This is a genomic window from Bradyrhizobium sp. th-b2 (assembly GCF_000426785.1).
GTDB lineage: Bacteria > Pseudomonadota > Alphaproteobacteria > Rhizobiales > Xanthobacteraceae > Bradyrhizobium > Bradyrhizobium septentrionale.
Window position 1 is genome coordinate 20,671 of the sequence record NZ_AUGA01000059.1, and the last position, 20,944, is coordinate 41,614.

The following is a 20,944-nucleotide window of genomic DNA, read 5'->3' on the forward strand; positions in this document are numbered from 1 at the left end:
ACGAGGCCGCCGCAATCGCGTCCAAATCCCTCCGGTCAGTTGCATATCTTGCACCGCACAAACCGAGCCAGGCGGTGGAGCGGGGAATTGAGCCACAAACCGCCCCGAATCCGCGGCGAACCCCGGTTTCGATTTAGACTCGTTCCAATATGAATCCCGCATCAGTTTGGAATTGCTACAAGAACTGCTTTTTCCTTTTGCATCCCGCCGGGGGCGACAATATCCATATTGCCAAGCATCACCGATGGACCCGCCTTTCTCCGATGATTGTCTGTTCCTGTAACGTCCTCAGCGACCACGATGTCCGCAATGCCGTGAGCGCCGGCGGGCCCGTGACACGAAATGCCAAGCAGGTCTATGGCTGCCTCGGCTGCAGTGCCGAATGCGGCCGCTGCGCGCGCACCATCAAGGCGATCATCGACGAGGCGCTCGGTCCCTGCGCCAAGGCCTGCTGCGCCGGCTGCCCCCACGCCGGCCATCCGCATGCTGCCAACGAGGACGACGCCGAGCCGGCCGAATTCGCGCTCGCGGCCTGTTAAGGCTGCCTTTTTTCGACGCTTTATTCTTCACGCGAACCGGCTTCCGCTTCGCGCGAAAACGCCCCGCAAATCCACCCGAATCCGGTTATCCAGGCGCCGTTTCTGCGCAGGGTTGCTCTTGCCGTGAATCTGATTTAGAAACATTCTAAATTCAAACCGGCCAGCGTTGGCCGCGACAGGTGGAGTGGATCATGCAAGGCGACCCGAAGGTCATTGATTATCTGAACAAGGGGCTGCGCAGCGAACTGACCGCCATCAATCAGTACTGGCTGCACTACCGGATGCTCAACAATTGGGGCCTTCTGGAGATGGCCAAGGTCTGGCGCAAGGAGTCCATCGAGGAGATGGAGCACGCCGACAAGTTCGTCGATCGCATCCTGTTCCTCGACGGCTTCCCGAACCTGCAGGTGCTCGATCCCCTGAAGATCGGCCAGGACGTCAAGGAGATCATCGAGTGCGATCTGGCCGCCGAGATCGGCGCCCGCACGCTCTATCAGGAGGCGGCGACCTACTGCCACGGCGTCAAGGACTACGTCAGCCGCGACCTGTTCGAGAAGCTGATGAAGGACGAGGAAGACCACATCGACTTCCTCGAGACCCAGCTCGACCTGATCAAGCGCATCGGTCTTGAACTCTATACCCAGAAGCACGTCGGTCATCTGAAGGGCGAGGAGTCCTGATCGGCTCCCTCGCTCGGAGAGCGGCTCCCAAACTGCGAGAGGCCGTCCTTGCCGGCGGCCTCTTCTGCTTTCGCGCTTCCGATTGCAGCGGCGCCGGTCAGTAGCACCTGATGATGTTGATGGTGCGGTCGCCACCGCGCCCGGGCACCGTGACGCTCTCCGTCGGGCAGCTCGACACATAGGGGCGATCCGACGGCACCACGGCCGGTGGATATCGATGCGCCCAATCCCAGGGCACGTCCTGGGTGTAGGTGTAGCGAACGTCGTTCGAGACCGGAGGGGGGACGTCGGCGGCGAAGGGCACGCCGGCGGCGCCGTCATAATATCCGCCCGCATCCGGCAGGACGATGCCGGGCACGCGCAGGTGATGGCGGAAGGCTGGATGGTGCGAGCTAAACGTGCCGCGTGGCGCCGTCCCGGATCTCGCATAGGTCTCGGTCGAGGAAGCAAGCAGCGCTGCAACGCCAAGGGACGCAATCAGCGCCCCATAAGTTCGATACGCCATTGTTCGATAAGCCATGGCACGCACCATTCGGTTACGGAGCATTGTGCGGACGCTAGGACGGGCCGCGTTGCGCCGGCAAACTCATCCTTAATTATTGGTTAAAAAGTAAGGTTAACAGGAGGTAAATGTTTCAAATTGGCGCGATCTGATCGCGCCGTCGCGCGGCGCAGCCGGCGGAGGCTGTCAGACCGCATCGGCAGGAACGAAGCAGCTGATGATGATGCCGCCGCGGTGATGCACGTACCACACCACGGCTTCGCCGACCGGATTGCCGCGATCGCGGATCACGGCGCGTTCCGGCACCATCATCCATTCGCCCTCGATCGGCACCCAATAGGCGCCGCCCCGAACGTCGTAACTGGTGCGATGGCCGTCGGAGATGTCGCAGCACGGCACGCCATTCGGTGCGATCACGCTCTTGAACCAGGCGCGGATATCCGGCGGCACGTTCTCGTATTGACCGTTGTCGAAAGCCAGCGCAGCGCCCGCCATCATGGCGAGCCACCCAAGCACCGCGATATGCGTGAGCCTTCGCATTGCCTTCCTCCGGCGAAAACTTCTGCGTCACCCGCGCGGGTCGTGCGCGAATCCGGTGTTTGCGCGATTAGGCACGAACCGCACGCGAGATGCATGCTCAAAGAATGAGCGAAGCAACGCGGCACGGCTTGATGCGGTGCGAGGTCGCTGCGCTCAGGATGCTGTCTTCGCGCGCGCCTTCTTCGCGGGCTTCACCGCGATATTGTCCCGGGCCATGCTGAGCGCGCTGCGCAGCGTGACCTGATCGGCTTTCGCGAGACGGACGTTGGTGCTGCCGTTCCTGCCCCAGCCGCCCGGCACCGGCCGGAAGATCTCCGGCTCGGCCTCGACCACCATCGCTTGTTGCTCCGGCGTCAGCTTCACCATGCCCCAATCCTGGTCGGGATAGCCGAGCGTTGCGAAGATGCGCTTGCCGATACGGAAATCGGCGTGGCCGTGATGCGCGCCTTCGACCACCTCGGGCAGGCTCAGCGCAACGCGACGGAAGCGATTTGCCGACATCGCCTGACCTCGATCGCTACGTCGCGTGTTGGGGCGCGGTCTGCAGCAATTCCTGCAATTGCCTGGAATAGAACCTGGCGTCGCCGGTCGTGAGGTGGCCGCGCGTCTCGGTGCTCGCCGGGATCAGATAGATCTTGCCGTTCCTGATCCGCTTCACCGCGGCTTCGGTGACGCCGGTCTCCGGTGGATTGCGTTCGTCGTCGGCAGCGTTGATCGCGAGCAGGTTGGCTTCGATCTTCTCCATCCCGGTGGACGGATCATAATCGTGCGAGGCCTCCCACTGGTAGATGTAGTCGTTGGCGTCAGCCGTGACCGGCAGGGCCAGCTGGTCATCGACCATCTTGTCGGCCTGCGGCGCCGATGGCGCCAGCGTCTGATAGCCGAGCGTGCCGCCGGCGCTCGCGAAGCGGTAGGCCGCGATGGCGTATTTCATCATCCGCGGCTGGCTGGTGTAGTTGCCGCCATTGTAGTCGGGGTCGTTACGGATTGTTTCCAGCATCGTTCGCCGCAGGATCCAGTTGCGCGCGCCCATCGCTGATGGCTGCGAGGCCATCGGTACCAAAATGTCCATCATCTGCGGATAGCGCACGCCCCAGATCCAGCTGTGCATGCCGCCCATCGAGTTGCCGATCACGAGCCGCAGATGCTTGATGCCGAGCCCCTCGGTGACGAGCCGGTACTGCGCATCGACCATGTCGTTGTAGTCGTATTTCGGGAAGCTCGTCCGCATTGCATCCGACGGCTTCGAGGACTTGCCGTGCCCGATGCCGTCCGGGATGATGATGTAGTATTTCGACGCGTCGAGCGGCTGGCCCGGGCCGAACAGCTGGCCGGCAAAGGTCGGCGTCAGCATGCTGGCGGCCGAGCCGCCGGAGCCGTGCAGCACCAGCACCGGCTGCCCGGTCGGCGGGCCGAGCGTGGTGTAGTGCAGCCGCAGTTCCGGCATCACCTCGCCGCTGTGAAACCCGAAGTCCTTCGCGATCCACTCGCCATCCTGCGGGGCGGGATAATCTGCAGCCATGGCCATTACCGACATCGAGACGAAAGCGGCCACAAGCGCCGCGCACCAACGGAACATCATGCTTCTTCCCACGCGCGGCACGTTTGTCCAGCCGCTTGGCCGCAAGCCTAACATGACGGAAAGCGATGTCCGAGAGCTGCGCGGCGCGGCTGACGGAGATGTGTCCTTCTAGCTAGCTCCCCTTCAGCACGTTAAGCGCATACCATCCCCAATAGACACGGTGACGCTGGATCAGGTCGTTCTCGATCTCCATGATCTCGACGAGATCCATCTGATCGCCGTCGGGCGATTGCCGCGGATATTCCCAGGTGAGGATCCGGCCGTCGCTGAAGAAGCCCTGCTTGAAGCGGCGGCGTTGTGGCGGGTTGGTGCGGAACACGCGCGTGATGAACTCGCGCAGCGCCTCGCGGCCGCGGGCGATCCCGTCCCTGGTTTGCATCAGGTGCTGAACCAACGGGCTCTCGATCGAGGCGTCGGATGCGTAGAGCGCCAGTGCCGCCTCGAGGTCCTTGTTGCCGAGGGCTTCGTCCCAGAGCTTGTAGATGCGTTCCGCGTCGGTGCTGTTGGCCGTCATGATTGTTCCCTTGGGCTTCGTTGAACGGCGCCGATCTGACCGGATCAGGCGGCCGCGACGTTTCAGGAAAATCTGAAATGAGTTTCGCGGCCTTGCGAATGCTTGTAGGACCTTCCGGTCCGATACGGAGGACGATGCGGTGGGATCATCCCAATCGGTGCAGACGGGATTTTCGCAGATCGCCGAGGCGTTGGGCGATCCGGTGCGCGAGGCTATGGTCAGTGCGCTGGCCGACGGCAAGGCGCTGCCGGCGGGCGAGCTTGCCGCGGTTGCCGGCATTTCACCGCAAGGCGCCAGCGCGCATCTGCAGAAGCTGGTGGATGCGCGCGTGCTGTCGGTGTGGGCGCAGGGCAGGTTCAGATATTACCGGATCAGGGACGACGATGTCGCGGCGCTGATCGAGGACCTCGTCGATCTCGCCGCAAAGAGCACGGGGCGCCGGCGTGCGATGCCGGCCGAGCAGCTCAGGCAATCTCGCACCTGCTACCATCACCTTGCGGGCCAGCTCGGGGTGCTGTTGTCCAATGCGCTGATCCGCCGTCGGCTTGTCGTCATCGACGGCCGCGATGGTCGCGTGACCGAGCAGGGGCTGGCCTGGTGCCGGGCCGAAGAGATCGATTTCGATCCTGCGCGGCAGCCGCATCTGCGGCTTTGCAACGACTGGACCGAGCGCGTACCGCATCTCGCCGGTCCCTTCGCCAATGCCGTGCTGGCGCGGCTGGTCGAGATGCGCGGCGTTGCGCCGCATCGGATTCCGCGGGCGTTGCGGATCACCGACCGGGGACGGGCGTTCTTCGATCGGCTTGGCGTGCAGGTTCCGTTCTGAGCCGCGGAAGCAAATTAGCGCCCGTCTTCAACCTCGGTCTCCGGGCGGTCGTTGCCGGCGGCGGTTTCGGTCAGCCATTTGCCGTCCGACGTCTCATACTGAATCGCCTCGGTGCGCCCGGGAACACGTTGCTCATTGGCGGCGCGCCGGGCCGCGGCAAGCGCCGCGGCGTGGGTTGGAAACGGTTCCGAGAACACCCCGTTGACGGTATAGGCCCAGCCGCCATCGTGCTGGACGACCTTGTAGATCACGTGGCTCATCCGGAACCTCGCTGCGCCGTGGGACGATGAGGCTGCCAGAATAGCCCACGATGTCGTATTTTGCAGCAGCCGATCGTCTTTGAGAGAGCCGCCCCGCTGCTGCGGGCGAGGGAGACCGACATGTGCCGCAATATCAAGACGCTGTTCAACTTCGAGCCGCCCGCCACCGAGGACGAAATCCACGCCTCCGCGCTGCAATTCGTGCGCAAGCTGTCCGGCTTTAACAGGCCGTCGCAGTCCAATGAGGCTGCCTTCAATCTTGCGGTGACCGAGGTCTCGGACGCCGCGCGCAAGCTCCTGATCTCGTTGCAGACCGCGGCGCCCACCCGCGATCGCGAGGTGGAGGCGGAGAAGGCGAGGGAGCGTTCGCGCCTGCGGTTCGGCTGAGGCCATCGCCAGTCCGTGATGCAGGTCACGGTACGGCGTCCACCCCCGGGGCATGATTTGCCGTTCATCCCGGCCCCGGAGCAACACGATGAAGCGTGCCGTCCTGCTCGCCCTCTGCTCAATCGCGTTCGCCATCCTGTGGACGAGCGGCATGCTGTGGTCGAGCGGGACGATCGACCTTGCCAACGTCATCATCCTGTCGGTCTGCGGGGCGTTCGCCGGCGTCGCCTGGTACTACGCGATGCGCTGGGCTTTCCAGTTCATGCACCTCGTCCGGCCCCCCGATCCCCCGGCCAATCCGGACCCGGAGCGATAAGCAGGGCGTCACACAGGGCGTCTCACCCTTGCAAACCGGCTGCAACGGGCGTTGTTTGTTGCGACCTGGGGGGCACCATGCGCATCATCATCGCGCTCGTCGTCGCGCTGACGTCGTCAGCTGCTTTTGCCGGCACGTCCGAAGGCTACGGCATGGGCGGCTGGATCGCGAAATTCCAGCCCGAGATCGATCGCGCCAACGCCTCCGGCGAACTGTTCCGCATCAAGGGGCATTGCCAGTCGAACTGCACGCTGTTTCTCGGGCTGCGCAACGTCTGTGTCGAGCGCAGCGCGACGCTGTTGTTTCATGCCGGCCATGACCGTCAGCGCAACATCAATGCGATGTCGACCCAGCGGATGCTGGACGCCTACAAGCCTGCGCTGCGGCAATACGTCCTCGCGCGCCACTACATGGACACGCTGGAATTCCACGCGATCCCGGGCGCAATGATCATCGACCGCTTCGGGTACAAGGAGTGCCCGCGCGGATAGAGCTTTTGTTTTGACGCGTTTTCTTCACGCGAACCGGCGGCCACTTCGCTCGAAAACGCTCTTGAGACAGGAACGGTTACTTCCTGTCCTTCTTGCGGTGCTTCTTCTTTTTCTTGTGGTCGTCGTCTTCGTCGTCATCTTCCGCGAAGTCGATCGCATCGACGTCAAGCGCGATCGCCTCCGCGGCGGCGCGCTCGGCGGCATCGCGCTCGGCGAGCTCAGCGGCTTCGCGCTCCCTGGTGCGCTTGTAGTCTTGCAGGCGTCGAAGATCATGTGCAGCCACGGCATCACCTGCTCGATCGACGGCAATTGTCCGGGCGGGCCGGCTTCACCACGCGGGCCGGCCGGACCCTGCGGCCCCTGAGGGCCGGCTTCGCCGCGCGGACCCTGCACACCCGCCTTGCCTTGCGCGCCCGGCTTGCCCTGGGGGCCTGGCTTTCCGACCGCTCCGGCCTTGCCCTGCGGACCCGGCTTGCCGCGCACACCTTCCGGCCCCGGCCGGCCCGGATGTCCTTGCGGACCGGGCCGTCCCGGCTCGCCCTGACGACCCTGCGGCCCCTGCGCTCCTCGTGACCCCTGGCGGGAAGTTGTTTCGTCAGCCACTGATATGCTCCGTCGCGATGTGAAGCCGCTTGTAACAGAGGTTGGAGGACGGCTTCAATTCTGCCCGTCCGCACGGATGCAAGCGATCAACAGTCATAATTCCATGTGCATATGACAACGGAGGGCGGGTTGCGGTTTCCGAACGACAGGCACGGCGAAGCCGCAGGGGAAGGACCGCAACCGCTCGACATTGTCGTGACGCGACGCGATGTGCTTGACGAAGCGAGCTTTCGCAGCACGGGCGTGCTCGATCTCTATGAGGAGCTGTTTCCCGCAAGTGAGCGCGACAGCGCTGACGACATCGTGCGCTGGCTGCTGTCGGATGATGTCGGCGAGCGGCGGCATTTCAGCGTCGGCGGCCGCGAGATGTCCTATCGGCTCGACTCGCGCTGCTTCATCCTGCGCGCCGCCGGGCGTGCGATCGGACTCGGCTTCTTCACCTATGATCATGCAAGCGATTTGATCTATTGCAACCATGTCGGCATCGGGACGGCGTGGCGCGGCGGCGGCCTGGCGCACGCGTTCTATCGCCAGATGGTCGGCATGCTCGATGCGCTGTTTCCGCGCAACATCGGCGTGGTGCTCGAAGTCGAGCCGTTCGATCGCGACCGCCTGGAAGCGATCATCGCCAGTCTCGAACGAACCGGCAGGCGGCAGCTCGAGGCGGACGAGCAAGCCGAGCTCCGCAAATTGCTCCGCGTCAGCTGGTACGACAGGCTCGGCTATTCCGTGTTCTGCGACGCGCGCACGATGCGGCCGCTTGCATGCTGCTCGCCGTGCCTCGATCCGTCCCTGCCGTCATCGGATTGGGCGAATGGAGAGGAGAGCTACTGGCTGATGCGGCAGGCACGGACCGGCGCGCCCTCTGCGGAGATGCGCGCAGCTCCGCTGTGGCACCAGGCCACGACCGCGATCTATGTCGAGATCCTCGCAAAATCCCTGGTCGCGGCGGACCCGATCGGCCGCCGCGACTATTGGGACTATGCGACCGCACTGGTCGCCCGAACGCTGCAACTGACAGCGACGACCGACGTGCATCTCGCACGCTGTCTCGGTGACGATGACCGCCAGCTGTTGTCGCGCTGGCGGCGCCTTGCGATCGACCTGATCTAAAGTCCACTCAGGCTGCGGCGTGCTCACTCAACGGCACGTCGATGCCTTCGGCGGAATATTCGCGGATCTTGTTCCGCAAGGTCCGGACCGACAGTCCGAGCACGCGTGCAGCGCGGGTGCGGTTGCCGTCGCAGCGCGCGAGCGTCTGCAGCACGAGTTCCCGCTCGACTTCATCGACGGTCGCGCCGATCAGAAGTGGAACGATTTCATTTGGAGCCAGCGACGGCAGCAGTGCTTCCGGCGACGGCACGGTGGACGCGTAGGACATGTACTCCTCCCGATCAACGCCCGCTTCGTCGGTGAAGCGAAGACATCGAGAAACAACTACCCCGTAGATCAACGGTGTGCCGGTTTGGTTAACAAGTCCTTAATATCCACCTAACTCCCTGCTCTGTAAGCAAAATACCCAGAAATCGCCATGATTGCGGTTCCATCCGTCACAATGTCCGGTAACCGCCATCGACCATCAGGATCGATCCCGAGACGTAGGCCGACAGGTCCGAGGCGAGGAAGATCGCGGGGCCGACGATGTCCTCCGGCTTGCCGGCGCGGCCGAGCGGGGTGTGGTCCATGAAGACCTTCACCAGGTCGGGATTGGTGGCGCGCACCTTCTCGTTCAGCGGCGTCTCGATGAAGCCGGGGCCGATCGCATTGACGCGCACGCCATCCTTGCCGAGCTCGGCGGCCAGCGCCTTGGTGAAGCCGAGCACGCCATGCTTGGAGGCGGTATAGGCCGGCGAACTCGGCGTGCGCAGATGCACGAAGGACTGGATCGAACCGATATTGACGATGCGTCCCTTGTTCTTGCGCAGCGGCGCGAGGAAGGAATGCGTCACGTTGAAGACGCCGGTGAGATTGATCGAGATGATGTCTTCCCAATCCTTGATCACGGCCTCCTCAGTGCCGAGCATGCCGTTGCGACGCGCGATGCCGGCGTTGTTGACCAGGATCGAGACGGCTCCGACCTTGTCGGCCACCTGCTTCGCCATCGCGACGCAGGCGTCGCGATCGGTCACGTCGAGCGTAAAGCTCTCCGCCTTGCCGCCGGCGCTGCGGATCTCCCTGGCCGCTTCCGTTGCCGCATCGCCGTTCATGTCGAGCAGCACGACACGCGCACCCTCGCGGCCGTAACCCAGCGCGATGGCGCGTCCGATGCCCGAGCCTGCACCGGTGATGACGGCGATGTGATTGTCGAGAAGGGCCATGGCGTTTCCTCGTTCTGATTTTTGAGCGTTGTCGACAACACTATTCAAAACTGCGCCAAGCGAAACGCCAAGCCGCGTTTGCGCGTTGCTGTTATCCGGATTCGGATGACAGGACGGACGGCGGACATGGACCCGCATATCAGACACTGGAAAGTTGCGATCGAGCACTTCTGCGCGGTGCCGGACCCCGACTATCGCGAGATGGCCAGGATGATCGCCGAGATCGCCGCGACCGACATCGACGAGACGCTGCGGCATGCGGCCGCACAGGTGCTGCCGATCCTGCGCCAGGCGGCGCTGAAATCGGCCGACCGCCGCACCAGGTCAATGGCGCTGCGCCGTCTCGGCATCGTCAACGATGCGCTGCATACGCTGTCTGCGCCGCGGTTCGGCCGGCGTGGCCTGACGCCGAGGGCGCTGACCCAGGAAGAGCGGTACCGGCAATTGCTCGGCCTGCCGCTTGGCCGCCACCTCGCGGCGACCGAAATCCATCAGGCCTTCAAGCGCGCCGCCAAGACGGTGCATCCCGACGGTGGCGGCAACGGCGCGGCGTTCCTCGAACTCACCGCCGCGCGCGACGCCTTGATCAAGCATCACTAGAGAAGGCTCTAGGCGTCAGGCGCTCACGGCGGAATGGATGGCGCGGCAATGCCGCACGATGTTGTCGTGGGCGACGACGAACTGCTTCAGCGGCGTCTCGATATCGTAGAAATAGATGTTGGCGATGAAACCATAGAGTCCGGCATCGATCGCGGTCGGCGTGTCGCCGTGCACATAGCCTTGCTGCGGGATCAGCGCCGCGATCGCGGCAAGATCTGCAAGGCCGCGCGCCATCGCCGCATCGGGATCGAAGCGGCCGATGCCCTGGTAGTAGTAGCGCTGGGCATTGTATTCTTTTGCCTTGAGCAGGCCCTCGTCCGTCAGCGCCGGGTGCTCTCGCCTCAACTCATCGCGGAACAAGTGCCAGTAGCGCTCGTCCTTCCAGCGCGAATACGACATCACCCAATAGAGGTCGTCGAGCATCCGTGTGATCAGCAAGTTCTGCGTGCGCTGTTGCGGCGTCAGCGCGGCATCAATCGAAAGGCGATATTTCCGGGTGAGCCAAGCGAGGATGGTCTCGCTGTCGCCGACCGTGTCGGCGCCGTCGACGATATAGGGCAGCTGGCCGCGCGGCGCCTTCGAGGCGTCGAAGATGTGCTCGTGACGGAACGGCACACCGGCGAGTCTCAGGAAGGCAAACACCTTCAAGCCGTAGCCGTTGTTGTCGGCGACGCCGAACAGCGGCGGGTAGGAATAGAGTGTGAGCATGTCGCACCGTCCCAAAGGTTGAACAGGGGGATCTACGACAGCATAACGCGGCGTGGGCAAATCGCCAGCGTGCCTACCATCTCACGTTCGAAACGAAATGGTGGGCATGGCGCGAGCGCGCCGTTGCCCACCCCACAGTTCGAATACGGCTCAGAACGCGCAGGTGCCGTTGTTCAGGAGGCCCGTCTTGTAGACGAACGCGGCATCGAAGGTCGGCAATTCCTCGCTGACGACCGAGAAGTTCGCCGGCCACGGCGTGGTCGGGATGCTCTGGTCCCAGATCTGGCAGAAGCCGGTGTCCTGCCAGCGGATCAGGTGATAGGGGTTGGCGCTGGCCGGGCTTGCCGCGGCAAGCACGGTGACGGCAATGGCGGCACAGGCGATCGCAAGACGACGCATGGGGAAATCTCCGGTGTGAAAAAATGCACGCTCCGCAAGGCAATTGTGGAGCCCTGGGGCCGATCGCCCCGGACATGCAGTGAGTGTTACAACCCCGGGAACAGGTTCAACGCCGATTGCGCGGAAATATCCGTCAGCAAACCGGTCGGCGCCGTGCCAAATTGCGCCGGGTGATGCGCTTGCTACAGTCGGCGCGTTGCGATTCGCACCCGCGTCGCGACGCGCGCAAATCGATGTGAGCAGATCGACTGAGTAAATCCTGGGGAGACCGTACATGAAACTTTCATCCACCCTTCGCGCCGCGCTGGTCGCGCTGATGGCGTTCACCGGCCTTGCCTTCTCTTCGGCGGCCCGTGCCGACAGCGGCTTCGTGACGCTGACGATCTACAAGGCGGGATGGATCATTGGCGGCTCCGGCGGCAGCGGTGTCCTGACCTTCCGCGGCCGCTCCTATGCGCTCTCCACCGGCGGTCTCGACTACGGCCTTGTGTTCGGCGGCTCCAAGACGGTGCTGCGCGGTCGCGTCAGCAACATCAACCGCCCGTCCGATGTTGCCGGCGTCTACGGTGCAGCGGGCGCGGGGCTTGCGGTCGGCCGCGGTGCCCGCGCGATCGTGCTGACCAATCAGAAAGGCGCGGTGCTCGAATTGACCGGCCACCAGGTCGGTCTGATGGCCAATGCCGATCTGAGCGGCCTTGCGATCACGATGCGGTAGAGCATTGAGTGCGCGCGCGATGCCGTCCCGGCAACAGGGCGGGACGGAGGGCGTTCACCTGAACAGATGCAGCGCCGCGTATTGCAGCAGCATAATGGTCTTGGCATCGACGATGCGGCCATCGCCGATCATGGCGAGTGCGTCGTCGATCGAGAGTTCGAGCACCTCGATGTCCTCGCCCTCGTCGGCGAGTCCGCCGCCTTCGCCAATGCGCATCGCGGCGTCGTATTCGGCAACGAAGAAATGCAGCTTCTCGGTCACCGCGCCCGGCGTCATGAAGGCTTCGAACACCTTCCGCACGTGGTCGAGCCGGTAGCCGATCTCTTCCTCCGCCTCGGCGCGAATGCGTGCCTCCGGCGCGGCGTCGTCGAGCATGCCGGCGGCGGCCTCGATCAGGAGATCGTCATAGCCGTTGGCGAAAGCGGGATAGCGGAACTGGCGCACCAGCACGACGCTGCGGGTCTTCAGATTGTAGGGCAATAGCACCGCGCCGTTGCCGCGGTCATAGCTTTCGCGGACCTGGGTCTGCCACTCGCCATTGCGGCGGCGGTAGTCGAACGTGGTGCTGGTGAGCAGGTAACGGGCCTTGGAGAGGACGCGGACGTCCTTGACGCGAACGCGGTCGGCGATGCTCATGCGTTACCCTTCAACTCCCTTACGGCGTCGCTTCGCGGCCGTCGAGCCATTTCGCCAGCATGACCGAGGTCGACTCCTCGTAGCCGAGCGTCTGGTAGAACGCGCTGGCTTTGGCGTTCTCGCGGCGGATCAGCAATTGCAACTTCGGCACGCCGGCCTGGCGCAGCCAGTCCTCGACCGCCTGCATCATGGTGCGGCCAAGCCCCTTGCCCTGGCAGCGAGGGTCGACCGCGACGTAATAGACCCAGCCGCGATGGCCGTCATGGCCGACCATCGCGGTTGCAACGATCGCGCCGGCGTCGCGGCCGACCAGCACGGCCGAATTCGGTCCGCGGCGCGCCAGCGCGATGTCGGCGGAGGGATCGTTCCACGGCCGCGTCAGGCCGCACGCCTGCCACAGTGCGACGACGTTGCTCACATCGGCATCGGCAATTGCAGCAATGGAAAGGGAGGGCATCGTCGCCTGCGCGGTCACAGCACCTTGCCCGGATTCATGATGCCGAGCGGATCGAGCATCGCCTTGACCTGCCGCATCAGCTGGATCGCGACCTTGTCCTTGACGTCGGGCAGTTCGTCGCGCTTAAGCACGCCGATGCCGTGCTCGGCCGAGATCGAGCCGCCCATCCGCAGCACGATCTCGAACACCACGGCGTTGACGTCATGCCAGCGCGCCAGGAAGTCAGCGGTATTGGCGCCGACCGGCTGGCTGACATTGTAGTGGATGTTGCCGTCGCCGAGATGGCCGAACGGCACCGGCCGCGCGCCCGGGATCAGCTTCACGACCGCCGCATTGGCCTCCTCGATGAAGGCGGGCACGGCCGCCACCGGCACCGAGATGTCGTGCTTGATCGAGCCGCCCTCCGGCTTCTGCGCCGCCGACATCTCGTCGCGCAGCTTCCAGAACGCCTGGCACTGGCTCAAATTGGCGGCGATCACGGCGTCATCGACGATGCCGTCCTCCATGCCCTGGGCGAGGATCGCCTCCAGCGTGTCGCGCGCGTCGTCGCGCGGCGACGACAATTCCATCAGCACGTACCAGGGGTGCTTGCTCTCAAGCGGATCGCGGATATCGATGCCGTGGCGGATCGAGAAATCCACCGCGATGTCGGCGAGCAGTTCGAAGGTCGTCAGGCTACCTGCCGCCTCGTTGCGCGAGATCGACAACAATTTGAGCGCCGCCGCCGGCGACTTCAGGCCGACATAGGCGGTCTCGATCGCGCGCGGCTGCGGAAACAGTTTGAGCGTCGCCGCGGTGATGATGCCGAGCGTGCCCTCGGCGCCGATGAACAGGTTGCGCAAATCGTAGCCGGTGTTGTCCTTCTTCAGCTTCGACAGCGCGTTCAGCACGCGGCCGTCGGCCAGCACGACTTCGAGCCCGAGCGCCATTTCACGGGCCACGCCATAGGCGAGCGCCGTGGTGCCGCCGGCATTGGTCGAGAGGTTGCCGCCGATGGTGCAACTGCCTTCCGCGCCGAGCGACAGCGGGAACAGGCGATCGACTTCGGCGGCCTTCTGCTGCGCGATTTGCAGCACCACGCCGGCCTCGCAGGTCATGGTGTTGGATTCGACGTCGATGTCGCGGATCTTGTCGAGGCGCCGCAGCGACACGACCACCTCGCCATTATGCGGTGTCTGGCCGCCGACCAGGCCGGTGTTGCCGCCCTGCGGCACCAGCGCGATCTTGTGTTCGGTCGCAAGCTTGCAGATCGCAGCGACCTCGGCGGTCGAGCCGGGGCGCAGCACCAGCGGTGAGCGGCCCTGGAACAGGTCGCGCTCCTCGGTGACGTAAGGCTTGATGTCGGCGGCGTCGGTCACCGCATATTTGTCGCCGACGATGGCGCGGAATTTTGCAAGCAATTCGGGCGGAAGCGGTGGCACCGCTGATTGGACGATGTTCATTTTTTCTTGGTCTTTCACGTGTGTCGGGATTTACCGCCCAACCGCTGCACGGCGCAGCCGGTCATTGATGGCTTCGCCCAGCCCGTCCTCGGGAATGGGCATCACCGCGATTGCGTCCGCGTTTCTCTTGTCGAGGGTGCGGAGGTAACCGAACAGATTGGCGGCGGCCTCGGCGAGATCGCCGCGCTCGGACAGGTTCATCTCCACCGAGGCGCATTCGCGCCGCGCGACCTTGGCCGGCCCGAACGCCAGCAGGGCTTCGCCGACATGAACGTCGCTGGCATTGAGCCGGACCGGCGTCCGCGGCGCGTAGTGCGAGGCGAGCATGCCGGGGGCGATCGGCTGAGCGTCGGTCTCGGCGTCCGGCGGCGGCGACTGCAACGGGTGGCCGAGCACGCGCTCGATCTCGGCGCGGGTCAGCCCGCCCGGCCGCAGCAGCACCGGATCGGAGAAGCAGCCGACGATGGTGGATTCGACGCCGACCTCGACCGGCCCGCCGTCGACGATCAGGTCGATGCGGCCCGCAAGATCGCCGTTCACATGGTCGGCGGTGGTTGGCGAGACATGGCCGGAGAGATTGGCCGACGGCGCTACCACGGCACCGCCGAACGCCTTGATGATGTCGCGCGCCACCTTGTGGGCCGGGATGCGAATCGCGACTGTATCGAGCCCGGCGGTCGCGAGTTCCGCGACCGGGCAGGAGAGGGCCTTCGGCAGCACCAGGGTCAGCGGACCGGGCCAGAACGCTTCCGCGAGCCGCAGGGCTTGGCCATCGAACAGGGCGATCCGGCGGGCGGCGCCGAGATCGGCGACATGGGCAATCAGCGGATTGAAGGCCGGCCGGCCCTTGGCCTCATACAGCCGGGCGATCGCGGCGGCGTTGCCGGCATCGGCGCCAAGGCCATAAACCGTCTCGGTCGGAAAGGCCACCAGACCGCCCTCGGCCAAAACCCCGGCAGCGGTTGCCGTGGCGGCTGCGCCAGCCGGCAGAACGTGTGTTTTCAGGCCTGTTTCCACTGTGACTAGATTCCTCAATTCGGTGCCTTGTCGTCCCTTGCGGTCCCTGAAGCCCGACGCTATAAGCCGGCCTCTTAGTCGGAGTGTGGCTCAGCCCGGTAGAGCACTGCGTTCGGGACGCAGGGGTCGCAGGTTCGAATCCTGCCACTCCGACCATTCTTCCAAGCACTTATAGTTTCTGTGTTTTTCGCGCGCAACGAAATGCGCAATGATTTGAGGCACGGCAGCCTTGTCCGTCGAGTTTCGGACCCACTCGAGGTCGGCCAATCGTGAGACAGAGCCGCTAGGATCTTGCGCTGCTCGGAACCAGACGCGGGGCAATTGGGTAGCGCAAGGGAAACGGGCCCTGTCGCGACGTTGCGCGGGACATCGCCAAGCACCACATGTCCTCCCTTTGCACCTTGGACATCAAAGCACGAATAGCTCGCGGCGAGTAGTCCTCAGCTCAGCGCCTGCCCCCGAACGCTTCCGCCGCCTCTACCTGAAAATCCGGGTGGTGGTGGCCGTAGTTGGCCTCTAATTGCTCAACCGTCATTCCGAGCCAGCCGGCAGCCTCCCACATGTCAACGCCCGCCTGCATCAGCCACGTCGCCGCTGTGTGACGCAATGAGTGCCGAACGACATCATCGCCCAGCCCCGCATCCTCCAGAATACCTTCCCAAGCCGACCTGATCTTTCCGGCAAGCGGCTGGCCGTCGTGCATGCGGCTCACGACGAACCGGATTTGCTCACCGTCTCTCATGACCCCTGAGGCGCGGAGTTCTGCAGACCGAGCTTGGTCGATCCTGTGCCAACGAACCAAGTGGGGACGCAGGCGGTTCGCGATCTTTGCTGGCGGTCGCCGCTTCTTGGTTGATCGCTCCAGTGCTCCCTTACCCTGGTAGACCATCGCGTCCAGGTTCATCCACGGATGGGTCGTTGATGGCAGCCACTGGGTGCGCCGGATGGTCTCTTCTCGACGAGCGCTGTAGAGGCCAATCAAGCAGAAGCGCACCGCGGGATAGCGACGACGAATGATCCACCGTTCTCGGCGCACGAGCGCGCCATCGTCTCTGCGCTTCCACCTCTCCTGCTCGGTATCCCAAACGTAGCCGATTGCCGCTCCGAGCAGGCGTGCGGCTTCGTTACGGGTCAACCAGCGGCGTCGTCCTTCAGCTTTAGGGGGAAGAGTGATCTTTGGAACGACGCTGAGCGTGTGTTCGGCGTGGTAGGCGTTCACCGCAGCGCGTAGATCTTCGAGCCGGCGCCGCGCGGTTTGATCGGAGACGGTCGCGTTGCGTGGCGAGATGCCGGCTCTCCTATTGTTGTCGTTCGCAGTGCCGGTAGACCAATCGACAAAGTCGCGACAAAGCTGCGCTTTGAGCTCACTGACGGTTCTATCGCCAAAAAAGTTATTGAGATCGAGCAGGCGAATGAGAAGCAGGTCATGTTGCGCCCACGGGCGTTCGTCCCCCTCGTCCTTGGGCCGCTTTGAAATTTCGTAGGCTGTGAGAACGTCGGCTATTGCGAGGACGTTCGGATCAGTGGCCCCGATAGTGCTGGTATGCCGCTCGCTAATGTGGGTCTCGAGCGCCTTCGCAGCTCCGTTAACGTCGTCGCGGCTGCAGCCTGTGCGGATTTGCCGGCCACGATCGAGGATGATCCAGGTGGCGTCGTCCTCTCTAAACCAGAGTCGTGGCGGCTTGGCTTTGCGGCCCGGCATGACGGCTTCACTAATTTGCGGATTGCGCGAGGTGTCGTGAGATCTTTGCCTGCCACTTTGGCGACTTCAAGAGCCCCTGAGGCCGCAGCCCTGCGCAACGATGATAATGTCAGCGGACCGTGCGGAAAAAACACGGCGCCGGCCTCGATAAGGGTCATTACTTCATCGTCGCCCCATTGGGTCGGATCGGGGCGAGCTTTTGCGCGGGCGAGCTTATCGATCTTGCGCTTCGGCATGTCTTGAACGCGGTGCTCGTTAGTTCGCACTGCCTTTGGATCAGGCGCTAGGGCTTACGTGTATACGAAATCTGCTCTTCGAGGGGCCCGCCGCAGCGTGGGTGGTGCAATCGGCGGCCTACGACTACGAAACGGACGATTTGCTTGGAGTCCCTGAAGCGCCAAGTTGCGCCCGGTGCTCCAGGAAACCGGATCAAGCCCAGATGGCAGTCCTAGGACCTGCTGCCCCTCGGTTAGCGGCCCTGTCGGAGTATCTCCAAATTGGGCTCCTTCCGCGATGCGTGCGCGGCGATTGCGATGGGCCCCTCCAACGTGATCGCGCGGGACTGGATCGGCAAGTCGCTGGTCAGCTGGAGTGTTCTACGAAGACGAAGAGTAAGGCCTCACGGCCTACACTCCAAAGAACAAAAGGCAGTTAGGGCGCTGTCAGCTATCGATTCGAAGCTATCCGACGAACCAAGTGCGCATTCGAGTCGGGCAATACTCCCCTTGGTAACCCAGCGCGACAATTTGGAAAGTCCGAGTTCGCAGACAGCCGCCCAGCGTGGTTTCTTGAGTTGGCCGCGAATGAACGTCGACTCCGTCGGTGCTTGCGGACCGCGAACCGCGAGCTTGTGCAAGCTTAGGAGCCTTTCAGAAGGCGTTGGCAGTCTTTGGCTCGCTCGATCAACTTGGCGGAAAGGCGCTCGATAATGGCGTTATCTAGCCCTTCCGCTTGCGCGGCAGCGCACACGTCGCTCACGTTGTCGGGGAGCAGTTCGGCCAGCGAGTTCAATCCGGCAATCACTTTTTCCGCATCGAAACGGGTCTCGCGGGCGAATTTCTGCCATTCGCGCGCACCTATCTGGGCTAGCCTGTATTCCCCGCCGACCTTCATAGCAAGCTTCATCTTCTGCAAGTCGACATCGTCGTAGGGAAGGATGCTGGCAACATCGTAGAGTGGCGCAAGTCGCACCGTGGGGCCGCTGGCTAGGAGTAGTGAGTAGTTCTTAGCGTGTGCATCGGTGCCTCCGATGAGCCAATTTAAGCCGAGGGCATCGATGAATGTATCGAGATCATCAACACTGTCGGTGGAGTAGGTGCGTAAAAGTTCGATAATATCCGCAGCGGACGGGCCGCCCTCGCTTTGATACTTCTTGGTTGGCATGATGCCGCGTGCCTGGCACGCGTCCTCTTGATGGACGCGAATGACGTCATTGCCACTGAACTGCCGATCGTAGCGTTCGACGACAATGGCGATCTCTTTCTCAAACCGCACGACTTTGGTTCCGGCGACGGGCAAGCCGAGATTGCGCGCGAGATTGAGGCAGATGTGCTCGTTCTCGGCATGGCCGTCGAAATGGCCGGTCGGCGGCTTAAGGATATGGGTTGTCGGAATGCGTCCAGACGGTATCCCCCATCGCCCCTTTTGCAGAAGCAGCGCGGTTTTCGGCTGGGCGCCGGCAAGACTGAATTGCCCCGTGTCACGCGGCAACCGCCACGCGGCATGATCTTCTCTCAATGCTTGCAGACGTTTTGCGACGGCGGTTTCGTCAAGCCACTCAACCTTGTCATTCGTACCGCTTCGCAATTCCTCCAAACGATCGCGCGTGACGAATTGAATGGCGCCGGCGCAATCTTCGCCGACATGGGAAATCAGGGCAAAGACGTTGCGAGCCGAGACCTGAAACTTCTTCGCCCAACGATCGAGAACGCGCTCATTGTCCGGGAGCAGTCCCCATAGAAAGGCCTGAACAGCGGCGGGACCGTGTTCCTCGGCCGCGAGTGGCATGGAGAGCGAAATGGGGTACGCGCCCCTCGTTTGACGCCAATCGCTGTCATAGACGAAGGTGAGGCGGCCACGAGCGTCGTTGTGCACGCGGCCGACTTCCCTGCCGTCCAGGAGCGCGACGAGTTCGCTGGTCATGGTCTGCTTCTTTTGGCTTTTGACACGATTGCATTGATATCGACGGCTGACTTTTCTGAACCGCGGCCATGTGGTTGTTCGCTGCCTGCGTCTAGATGGATGCCGAGAGCGTCAAGAGCGCGGAGTACGAGGCCGAGTTCGGCGCGCGCGTGGCCGCGCTCGACCTCGATGACCCACTGACGGCTGACGCCAATGCGCTTGGCGAGGCTGGACTGATCAAGCTTGTGCCGTTTGCGGGTATCCCGAATGATGGCCCCGAGATCGGCCGATGTGCGTATGAGCATGGCAATTCAAAATGTTGTCGTTCGCTTACATTACCATATGTCCGCGTTCGACGACAATTGAAAAATGTCAGCGAGCGCTGACTTCCACAAATGTCATCGCTCGTTAACATGCGTAAGGTCTCCTAATTGCGCTGCATGAACCCGCGACGGCTAAGAGCACCACGGACGTAATCGGGACGTTTTTGGTCTCCTGCCTTACCCAGCTGGCGTTTCTGCCTTACCAGCTCCGCGGGTTGTTTCGTTTCCTGCTCGATTTGCTCTAACAGAAACGCCGTGGCGAACTCATTGCAGGAGAACTCTTCCCTGTGTTTTTCGGTCGCGTCCGATCCATATGGAGCAGCGCCCGTTCCTTCACGCTGATGCCGGATATGGCGAACTTCGTGCAGCAGCGCCCAAGCAACCGCTATAGTCGCGAGCTCGCCAGCCGCGCGACTCTGGGGTTCCGTGCCGGCATCCGCGTAGCTGCCCGGCTCGGCAACGCCCGCAGGCAGGGCCTCCAATTCAGGCTGATCGCTAGAAATGGTTTTCTCAAAGGCTGCGATCAGGCTGGTAAAGCGATCTGCTGGAGTGTCTCAAGCGGTGTGCTTTCGGCAATCAGGCGGTAGCCCTCCCAAGCAGTGTATCCGGCGATCCAAAATGCGCGCAGGACGCGATGGTTGAAGCGGACATAACGATAAGCGCCCGCATCCATGATGATATTTTCGCCTTCATGGGTGTCTGGCGTCAGCTGGAATTTCGGGTCAAGGTCCACCCACATCTGCGACAGATCGGATTCTCGCTCGGGAGCACTTCCCAAAAAAATATTTCTCACCGCCGTCTGAACGGATGGTGCTGTCCTGCTTGGTCGGTGTTCTCGGTAGGACTACTGAGTCGGCAATCCAATGTTCTGCCCTTAGCAATTCTTATGGTCCGCCAACTGTTCTCCCTCCAGAGGAGAAGTGTTACCGGGGTTCTCCGTGGGTCAATGGAGTTCCGCGCTTTTTCTGCGCGGGGGCTTAAATACGGACAGCACCGAACGGATTGATCGTCGCGTATGTTGCCGGTTGGCATGGGATGGACTGCCCTTCGTTAGGCTTCGTTCAATGTTTTTTCGAGCTGCGCAACGAGGGCACTCCTCGCAGCGGAGCTCAGTTTTTCGAGATTAATCTGTTTCCACTTGATTGCGGGCAAATCGGCAGCGCCGGGAACGCCGAGCAGGTCCCAGTTAGCCCGTCTTATTCGTCAGAGGGCGATGAGAGGCTGGCGAGCGTGGTGTAAAGCGCTGATGCGGCGTAGGATTCGGTT

29 protein-coding genes, 1 tRNA gene and 1 pseudogene are annotated in these 20,944 nt (G+C 63.1%); 11 read left to right on the forward strand and 20 right to left on the reverse strand.

What is annotated here, in order from left to right:
- Nucleotides 1-263: 263 nt before the first annotated feature.
- Nucleotides 264-539, forward strand: coding sequence for a bacterioferritin-associated ferredoxin (locus tag K359_RS0138765; RefSeq protein ID WP_029084045.1), 276 nt, complete (start codon nucleotides 264-266; stop codon nucleotides 537-539).
- Nucleotides 540-730: 191 nt separating this feature from the next.
- Nucleotides 731-1,219 carry a bacterioferritin gene (bfr, locus tag K359_RS0138770; RefSeq protein ID WP_029084046.1) on the forward strand — a complete coding sequence of 163 codons (489 nt, stop codon included), beginning with the start codon at nucleotides 731-733 and terminating at the stop codon, nucleotides 1,217-1,219.
- 97 nt (nucleotides 1,220-1,316) lie between these two features.
- Here bfr and K359_RS0138775 read toward each other — a convergent pair whose 3' ends face one another.
- The 4 genes from K359_RS0138775 to K359_RS0138790 form a co-directional block, all read right to left on the reverse strand.
- Nucleotides 1,317-1,739 (reverse strand): hypothetical protein, encoded by a 423-nt coding sequence (locus tag K359_RS0138775; protein WP_245284850.1) that lies wholly within the window; start codon nucleotides 1,737-1,739, stop codon nucleotides 1,317-1,319.
- A gap of 168 nt (nucleotides 1,740-1,907) precedes the next feature.
- Entirely contained in the window at nucleotides 1,908-2,261 is a 354-nt protein-coding gene (locus K359_RS0138780; protein WP_029084048.1) for a hypothetical protein, read from the reverse strand.
- A 153-nt stretch (nucleotides 2,262-2,414) separates the two neighbouring features.
- Nucleotides 2,415-2,762 carry an MmcQ/YjbR family DNA-binding protein gene (locus tag K359_RS0138785; protein WP_029084049.1) on the reverse strand — a complete coding sequence of 116 codons (348 nt, stop codon included), beginning with the start codon at nucleotides 2,760-2,762 and terminating at the stop codon, nucleotides 2,415-2,417.
- 16 nt (nucleotides 2,763-2,778) lie between these two features.
- A complete protein-coding gene (locus K359_RS0138790) occupies nucleotides 2,779-3,840 on the reverse strand; it encodes an alpha/beta fold hydrolase (RefSeq protein WP_029084050.1) in 1,062 nt (353 codons plus the stop codon).
- Here K359_RS0138790 and K359_RS63615 point away from each other — a divergent pair.
- Nucleotides 3,782-3,955 (forward strand): hypothetical protein, encoded by a 174-nt coding sequence (locus K359_RS63615; protein ID WP_165123008.1) that lies wholly within the window; start codon nucleotides 3,782-3,784, stop codon nucleotides 3,953-3,955. The genes K359_RS0138790 and K359_RS63615 overlap by 59 nt on opposite strands.
- Here K359_RS63615 and K359_RS0138795 read toward each other — a convergent pair whose 3' ends face one another.
- On the reverse strand, nucleotides 3,956-4,357 hold the full coding sequence (locus tag K359_RS0138795; protein ID WP_035977869.1) for a nuclear transport factor 2 family protein: 402 nt from the start codon (nucleotides 4,355-4,357) through the stop codon (nucleotides 3,956-3,958). It abuts the gene before it with no gap.
- A 139-nt stretch (nucleotides 4,358-4,496) separates the two neighbouring features.
- Between K359_RS0138795 and K359_RS0138800 the strand changes: the two genes are divergently transcribed.
- The gene (locus tag K359_RS0138800) at nucleotides 4,497-5,183 is read left to right on the forward strand and encodes a helix-turn-helix transcriptional regulator (RefSeq protein ID WP_245284851.1); all 687 of its coding nucleotides are present in this window, start codon (nucleotides 4,497-4,499) and stop codon (nucleotides 5,181-5,183) included.
- A 14-nt stretch (nucleotides 5,184-5,197) separates the two neighbouring features.
- Here K359_RS0138800 and K359_RS0138805 read toward each other — a convergent pair whose 3' ends face one another.
- Nucleotides 5,198-5,443, reverse strand: a complete 246-nt coding sequence (locus tag K359_RS0138805; protein ID WP_029084053.1) for a DUF2188 domain-containing protein — start codon at nucleotides 5,441-5,443, stop codon at nucleotides 5,198-5,200.
- 120 nt (nucleotides 5,444-5,563) lie between these two features.
- On the opposite strand from K359_RS0138805, the gene K359_RS0138810 reads away from it, so the two are divergent.
- From K359_RS0138810 to K359_RS0138820, 3 genes are all read left to right on the forward strand, one after another.
- Nucleotides 5,564-5,830: a DUF2277 domain-containing protein gene (locus K359_RS0138810; RefSeq protein ID WP_029084054.1), complete on the forward strand. Its 267-nt coding sequence runs from the start codon at nucleotides 5,564-5,566 to the stop codon at nucleotides 5,828-5,830.
- 88 nt (nucleotides 5,831-5,918) lie between these two features.
- Nucleotides 5,919-6,146 (forward strand): hypothetical protein, encoded by a 228-nt coding sequence (locus K359_RS0138815; protein ID WP_029084055.1) that lies wholly within the window; start codon nucleotides 5,919-5,921, stop codon nucleotides 6,144-6,146.
- Nucleotides 6,147-6,223: 77 nt separating this feature from the next.
- Nucleotides 6,224-6,637, forward strand: a complete 414-nt coding sequence (locus tag K359_RS0138820; RefSeq protein ID WP_029084056.1) for a hypothetical protein — start codon at nucleotides 6,224-6,226, stop codon at nucleotides 6,635-6,637.
- A 76-nt stretch (nucleotides 6,638-6,713) separates the two neighbouring features.
- Here K359_RS0138820 and K359_RS59505 read toward each other — a convergent pair.
- Nucleotides 6,714-7,240: pseudogene (locus tag K359_RS59505) on the reverse strand (collagen-like protein).
- A gap of 129 nt (nucleotides 7,241-7,369) precedes the next feature.
- Here K359_RS59505 and K359_RS0138835 point away from each other — a divergent pair.
- Nucleotides 7,370-8,353: a hypothetical protein gene (locus tag K359_RS0138835; RefSeq protein ID WP_029084059.1), complete on the forward strand. Its 984-nt coding sequence runs from the start codon at nucleotides 7,370-7,372 to the stop codon at nucleotides 8,351-8,353.
- A gap of 7 nt (nucleotides 8,354-8,360) precedes the next feature.
- Here K359_RS0138835 and K359_RS0138840 read toward each other — a convergent pair whose 3' ends face one another.
- The gene (locus K359_RS0138840; protein WP_029084060.1) at nucleotides 8,361-8,621 is read right to left on the reverse strand and encodes a helix-turn-helix domain-containing protein; all 261 of its coding nucleotides are present in this window, start codon (nucleotides 8,619-8,621) and stop codon (nucleotides 8,361-8,363) included.
- 169 nt (nucleotides 8,622-8,790) lie between these two features.
- Complete coding sequence (locus K359_RS0138845) at nucleotides 8,791-9,558, reverse strand: SDR family NAD(P)-dependent oxidoreductase (protein ID WP_029084061.1); 768 nt, start codon at nucleotides 9,556-9,558, stop codon at nucleotides 8,791-8,793.
- Nucleotides 9,559-9,684: 126 nt separating this feature from the next.
- On the opposite strand from K359_RS0138845, the gene K359_RS0138850 reads away from it, so the two are divergent.
- Nucleotides 9,685-10,158 (forward strand): hypothetical protein, encoded by a 474-nt coding sequence (locus K359_RS0138850; protein ID WP_029084062.1) that lies wholly within the window; start codon nucleotides 9,685-9,687, stop codon nucleotides 10,156-10,158.
- A 15-nt stretch (nucleotides 10,159-10,173) separates the two neighbouring features.
- Here K359_RS0138850 and K359_RS0138855 read toward each other — a convergent pair whose 3' ends face one another.
- On the reverse strand, nucleotides 10,174-10,866 hold the full coding sequence (locus K359_RS0138855) for a glutathione S-transferase family protein (protein WP_029084063.1): 693 nt from the start codon (nucleotides 10,864-10,866) through the stop codon (nucleotides 10,174-10,176).
- Between the two features lie 150 nt (nucleotides 10,867-11,016).
- The gene (locus tag K359_RS0138860) at nucleotides 11,017-11,265 is read right to left on the reverse strand and encodes a hypothetical protein (RefSeq protein ID WP_029084064.1); all 249 of its coding nucleotides are present in this window, start codon (nucleotides 11,263-11,265) and stop codon (nucleotides 11,017-11,019) included.
- Between the two features lie 274 nt (nucleotides 11,266-11,539).
- Between K359_RS0138860 and K359_RS0138865 the strand changes: the two genes are divergently transcribed.
- Nucleotides 11,540-11,980: a hypothetical protein gene (locus tag K359_RS0138865; RefSeq protein WP_029084065.1), complete on the forward strand. Its 441-nt coding sequence runs from the start codon at nucleotides 11,540-11,542 to the stop codon at nucleotides 11,978-11,980.
- A gap of 54 nt (nucleotides 11,981-12,034) precedes the next feature.
- Here K359_RS0138865 and K359_RS0138870 read toward each other — a convergent pair whose 3' ends face one another.
- Genes K359_RS0138870 through K359_RS0138885 form a run of 4 tightly spaced genes read right to left on the reverse strand, consistent with a single transcriptional unit; the run spans nucleotide 12,035 to nucleotide 15,532 of the window.
- Nucleotides 12,035-12,616: a GDP-mannose pyrophosphatase gene (locus K359_RS0138870; protein ID WP_029084066.1), complete on the reverse strand. Its 582-nt coding sequence runs from the start codon at nucleotides 12,614-12,616 to the stop codon at nucleotides 12,035-12,037.
- A gap of 19 nt (nucleotides 12,617-12,635) precedes the next feature.
- A complete protein-coding gene (locus tag K359_RS0138875) occupies nucleotides 12,636-13,073 on the reverse strand; it encodes a GNAT family acetyltransferase (protein WP_029084067.1) in 438 nt (145 codons plus the stop codon).
- A 14-nt stretch (nucleotides 13,074-13,087) separates the two neighbouring features.
- Nucleotides 13,088-14,515: an FAD-binding oxidoreductase gene (locus tag K359_RS0138880; protein ID WP_029084068.1), complete on the reverse strand. Its 1,428-nt coding sequence runs from the start codon at nucleotides 14,513-14,515 to the stop codon at nucleotides 13,088-13,090.
- Nucleotides 14,516-14,545: 30 nt separating this feature from the next.
- Nucleotides 14,546-15,532 (reverse strand): L-threonylcarbamoyladenylate synthase, encoded by a 987-nt coding sequence (locus K359_RS0138885; RefSeq protein ID WP_029084069.1) that lies wholly within the window; start codon nucleotides 15,530-15,532, stop codon nucleotides 14,546-14,548.
- Nucleotides 15,533-15,611: 79 nt separating this feature from the next.
- Between K359_RS0138885 and K359_RS0138890 the strand changes: the two genes are divergently transcribed.
- Nucleotides 15,612-15,688 (forward strand) — tRNA-Pro (locus K359_RS0138890).
- Between the two features lie 289 nt (nucleotides 15,689-15,977).
- Here the strand turns inward: K359_RS0138890 and K359_RS0138895 are convergent.
- The 5 genes from K359_RS0138895 to K359_RS0138915 all read right to left on the reverse strand — a co-directional run bounded on the left by K359_RS0138895 (nucleotide 15,978) and on the right by K359_RS0138915 (nucleotide 20,471).
- Nucleotides 15,978-17,234, reverse strand: a complete 1,257-nt coding sequence (locus K359_RS0138895) for a tyrosine-type recombinase/integrase (RefSeq protein WP_029084070.1) — start codon at nucleotides 17,232-17,234, stop codon at nucleotides 15,978-15,980.
- An 858-nt stretch (nucleotides 17,235-18,092) separates the two neighbouring features.
- Nucleotides 18,093-19,376, reverse strand: a complete 1,284-nt coding sequence (locus K359_RS0138900) for a type II toxin-antitoxin system HipA family toxin (RefSeq protein ID WP_029084071.1) — start codon at nucleotides 19,374-19,376, stop codon at nucleotides 18,093-18,095.
- Complete coding sequence (locus K359_RS0138905) at nucleotides 19,373-19,660, reverse strand: helix-turn-helix domain-containing protein (RefSeq protein ID WP_029084072.1); 288 nt, start codon at nucleotides 19,658-19,660, stop codon at nucleotides 19,373-19,375. Before K359_RS0138905 ends, K359_RS0138900 begins: the two co-directional genes overlap by 4 nt.
- 122 nt (nucleotides 19,661-19,782) lie before the next feature.
- Nucleotides 19,783-20,160: a phage exclusion protein Lit family protein gene (locus K359_RS0138910; protein ID WP_029084073.1), complete on the reverse strand. Its 378-nt coding sequence runs from the start codon at nucleotides 20,158-20,160 to the stop codon at nucleotides 19,783-19,785.
- 41 nt (nucleotides 20,161-20,201) lie between these two features.
- Nucleotides 20,202-20,471: a hypothetical protein gene (locus K359_RS0138915; RefSeq protein WP_156928901.1), complete on the reverse strand. Its 270-nt coding sequence runs from the start codon at nucleotides 20,469-20,471 to the stop codon at nucleotides 20,202-20,204.
- Between the last annotated feature and the right edge of the window lie 473 nt (nucleotides 20,472-20,944).

Excerpts from the sequence above, each read along its gene's own strand:
- K359_RS0138765 (WP_029084045.1), top strand. The coding sequence starts at position 264 with ATGATTGTCTGTTCCTGTAACGTCCTCAGCGACCACGATGTCCGCAAT.
- bfr (WP_029084046.1), top strand. The coding sequence starts at position 731 with ATGCAAGGCGACCCGAAGGTCATTGATTATCTGAACAAGGGGCTGCGC.
- K359_RS0138775 (WP_245284850.1), bottom strand. The coding sequence starts at position 1,739 with ATGGCTTATCGAACAATGGCGTATCGAACTTATGGGGCGCTGATTGCG.
- K359_RS0138780 (WP_029084048.1), bottom strand. The coding sequence starts at position 2,261 with ATGCGAAGGCTCACGCATATCGCGGTGCTTGGGTGGCTCGCCATGATG.
- K359_RS0138785 (WP_029084049.1), bottom strand. The coding sequence starts at position 2,762 with ATGTCGGCAAATCGCTTCCGTCGCGTTGCGCTGAGCCTGCCCGAGGTG.
- K359_RS63615 (WP_165123008.1), top strand. The coding sequence starts at position 3,782 with ATGGCCATTACCGACATCGAGACGAAAGCGGCCACAAGCGCCGCGCAC.
- K359_RS0138790 (WP_029084050.1), bottom strand. The coding sequence starts at position 3,840 with ATGTTCCGTTGGTGCGCGGCGCTTGTGGCCGCTTTCGTCTCGATGTCG.
- K359_RS0138795 (WP_035977869.1), bottom strand. The coding sequence starts at position 4,357 with ATGACGGCCAACAGCACCGACGCGGAACGCATCTACAAGCTCTGGGAC.
- K359_RS0138805 (WP_029084053.1), bottom strand. The coding sequence starts at position 5,443 with ATGAGCCACGTGATCTACAAGGTCGTCCAGCACGATGGCGGCTGGGCC.
- K359_RS0138810 (WP_029084054.1), top strand. The coding sequence starts at position 5,564 with ATGTGCCGCAATATCAAGACGCTGTTCAACTTCGAGCCGCCCGCCACC.
- K359_RS0138815 (WP_029084055.1), top strand. The coding sequence starts at position 5,919 with ATGAAGCGTGCCGTCCTGCTCGCCCTCTGCTCAATCGCGTTCGCCATC.
- K359_RS0138820 (WP_029084056.1), top strand. The coding sequence starts at position 6,224 with ATGCGCATCATCATCGCGCTCGTCGTCGCGCTGACGTCGTCAGCTGCT.
- K359_RS0138840 (WP_029084060.1), bottom strand. The coding sequence starts at position 8,621 with ATGTCCTACGCGTCCACCGTGCCGTCGCCGGAAGCACTGCTGCCGTCG.
- K359_RS0138845 (WP_029084061.1), bottom strand. The coding sequence starts at position 9,558 with ATGGCCCTTCTCGACAATCACATCGCCGTCATCACCGGTGCAGGCTCG.
- K359_RS0138850 (WP_029084062.1), top strand. The coding sequence starts at position 9,685 with ATGGACCCGCATATCAGACACTGGAAAGTTGCGATCGAGCACTTCTGC.
- K359_RS0138855 (WP_029084063.1), bottom strand. The coding sequence starts at position 10,866 with ATGCTCACACTCTATTCCTACCCGCCGCTGTTCGGCGTCGCCGACAAC.
- K359_RS0138860 (WP_029084064.1), bottom strand. The coding sequence starts at position 11,265 with ATGCGTCGTCTTGCGATCGCCTGTGCCGCCATTGCCGTCACCGTGCTT.
- K359_RS0138865 (WP_029084065.1), top strand. The coding sequence starts at position 11,540 with ATGAAACTTTCATCCACCCTTCGCGCCGCGCTGGTCGCGCTGATGGCG.
- K359_RS0138870 (WP_029084066.1), bottom strand. The coding sequence starts at position 12,616 with ATGAGCATCGCCGACCGCGTTCGCGTCAAGGACGTCCGCGTCCTCTCC.
- K359_RS0138875 (WP_029084067.1), bottom strand. The coding sequence starts at position 13,073 with ATGCCCTCCCTTTCCATTGCTGCAATTGCCGATGCCGATGTGAGCAAC.
- K359_RS0138880 (WP_029084068.1), bottom strand. The coding sequence starts at position 14,515 with ATGAACATCGTCCAATCAGCGGTGCCACCGCTTCCGCCCGAATTGCTT.
- K359_RS0138895 (WP_029084070.1), bottom strand. The coding sequence starts at position 17,234 with ATGCCGGGCCGCAAAGCCAAGCCGCCACGACTCTGGTTTAGAGAGGAC.
- K359_RS0138900 (WP_029084071.1), bottom strand. The coding sequence starts at position 19,376 with ATGACCAGCGAACTCGTCGCGCTCCTGGACGGCAGGGAAGTCGGCCGC.
- K359_RS0138905 (WP_029084072.1), bottom strand. The coding sequence starts at position 19,660 with ATGCTCATACGCACATCGGCCGATCTCGGGGCCATCATTCGGGATACC.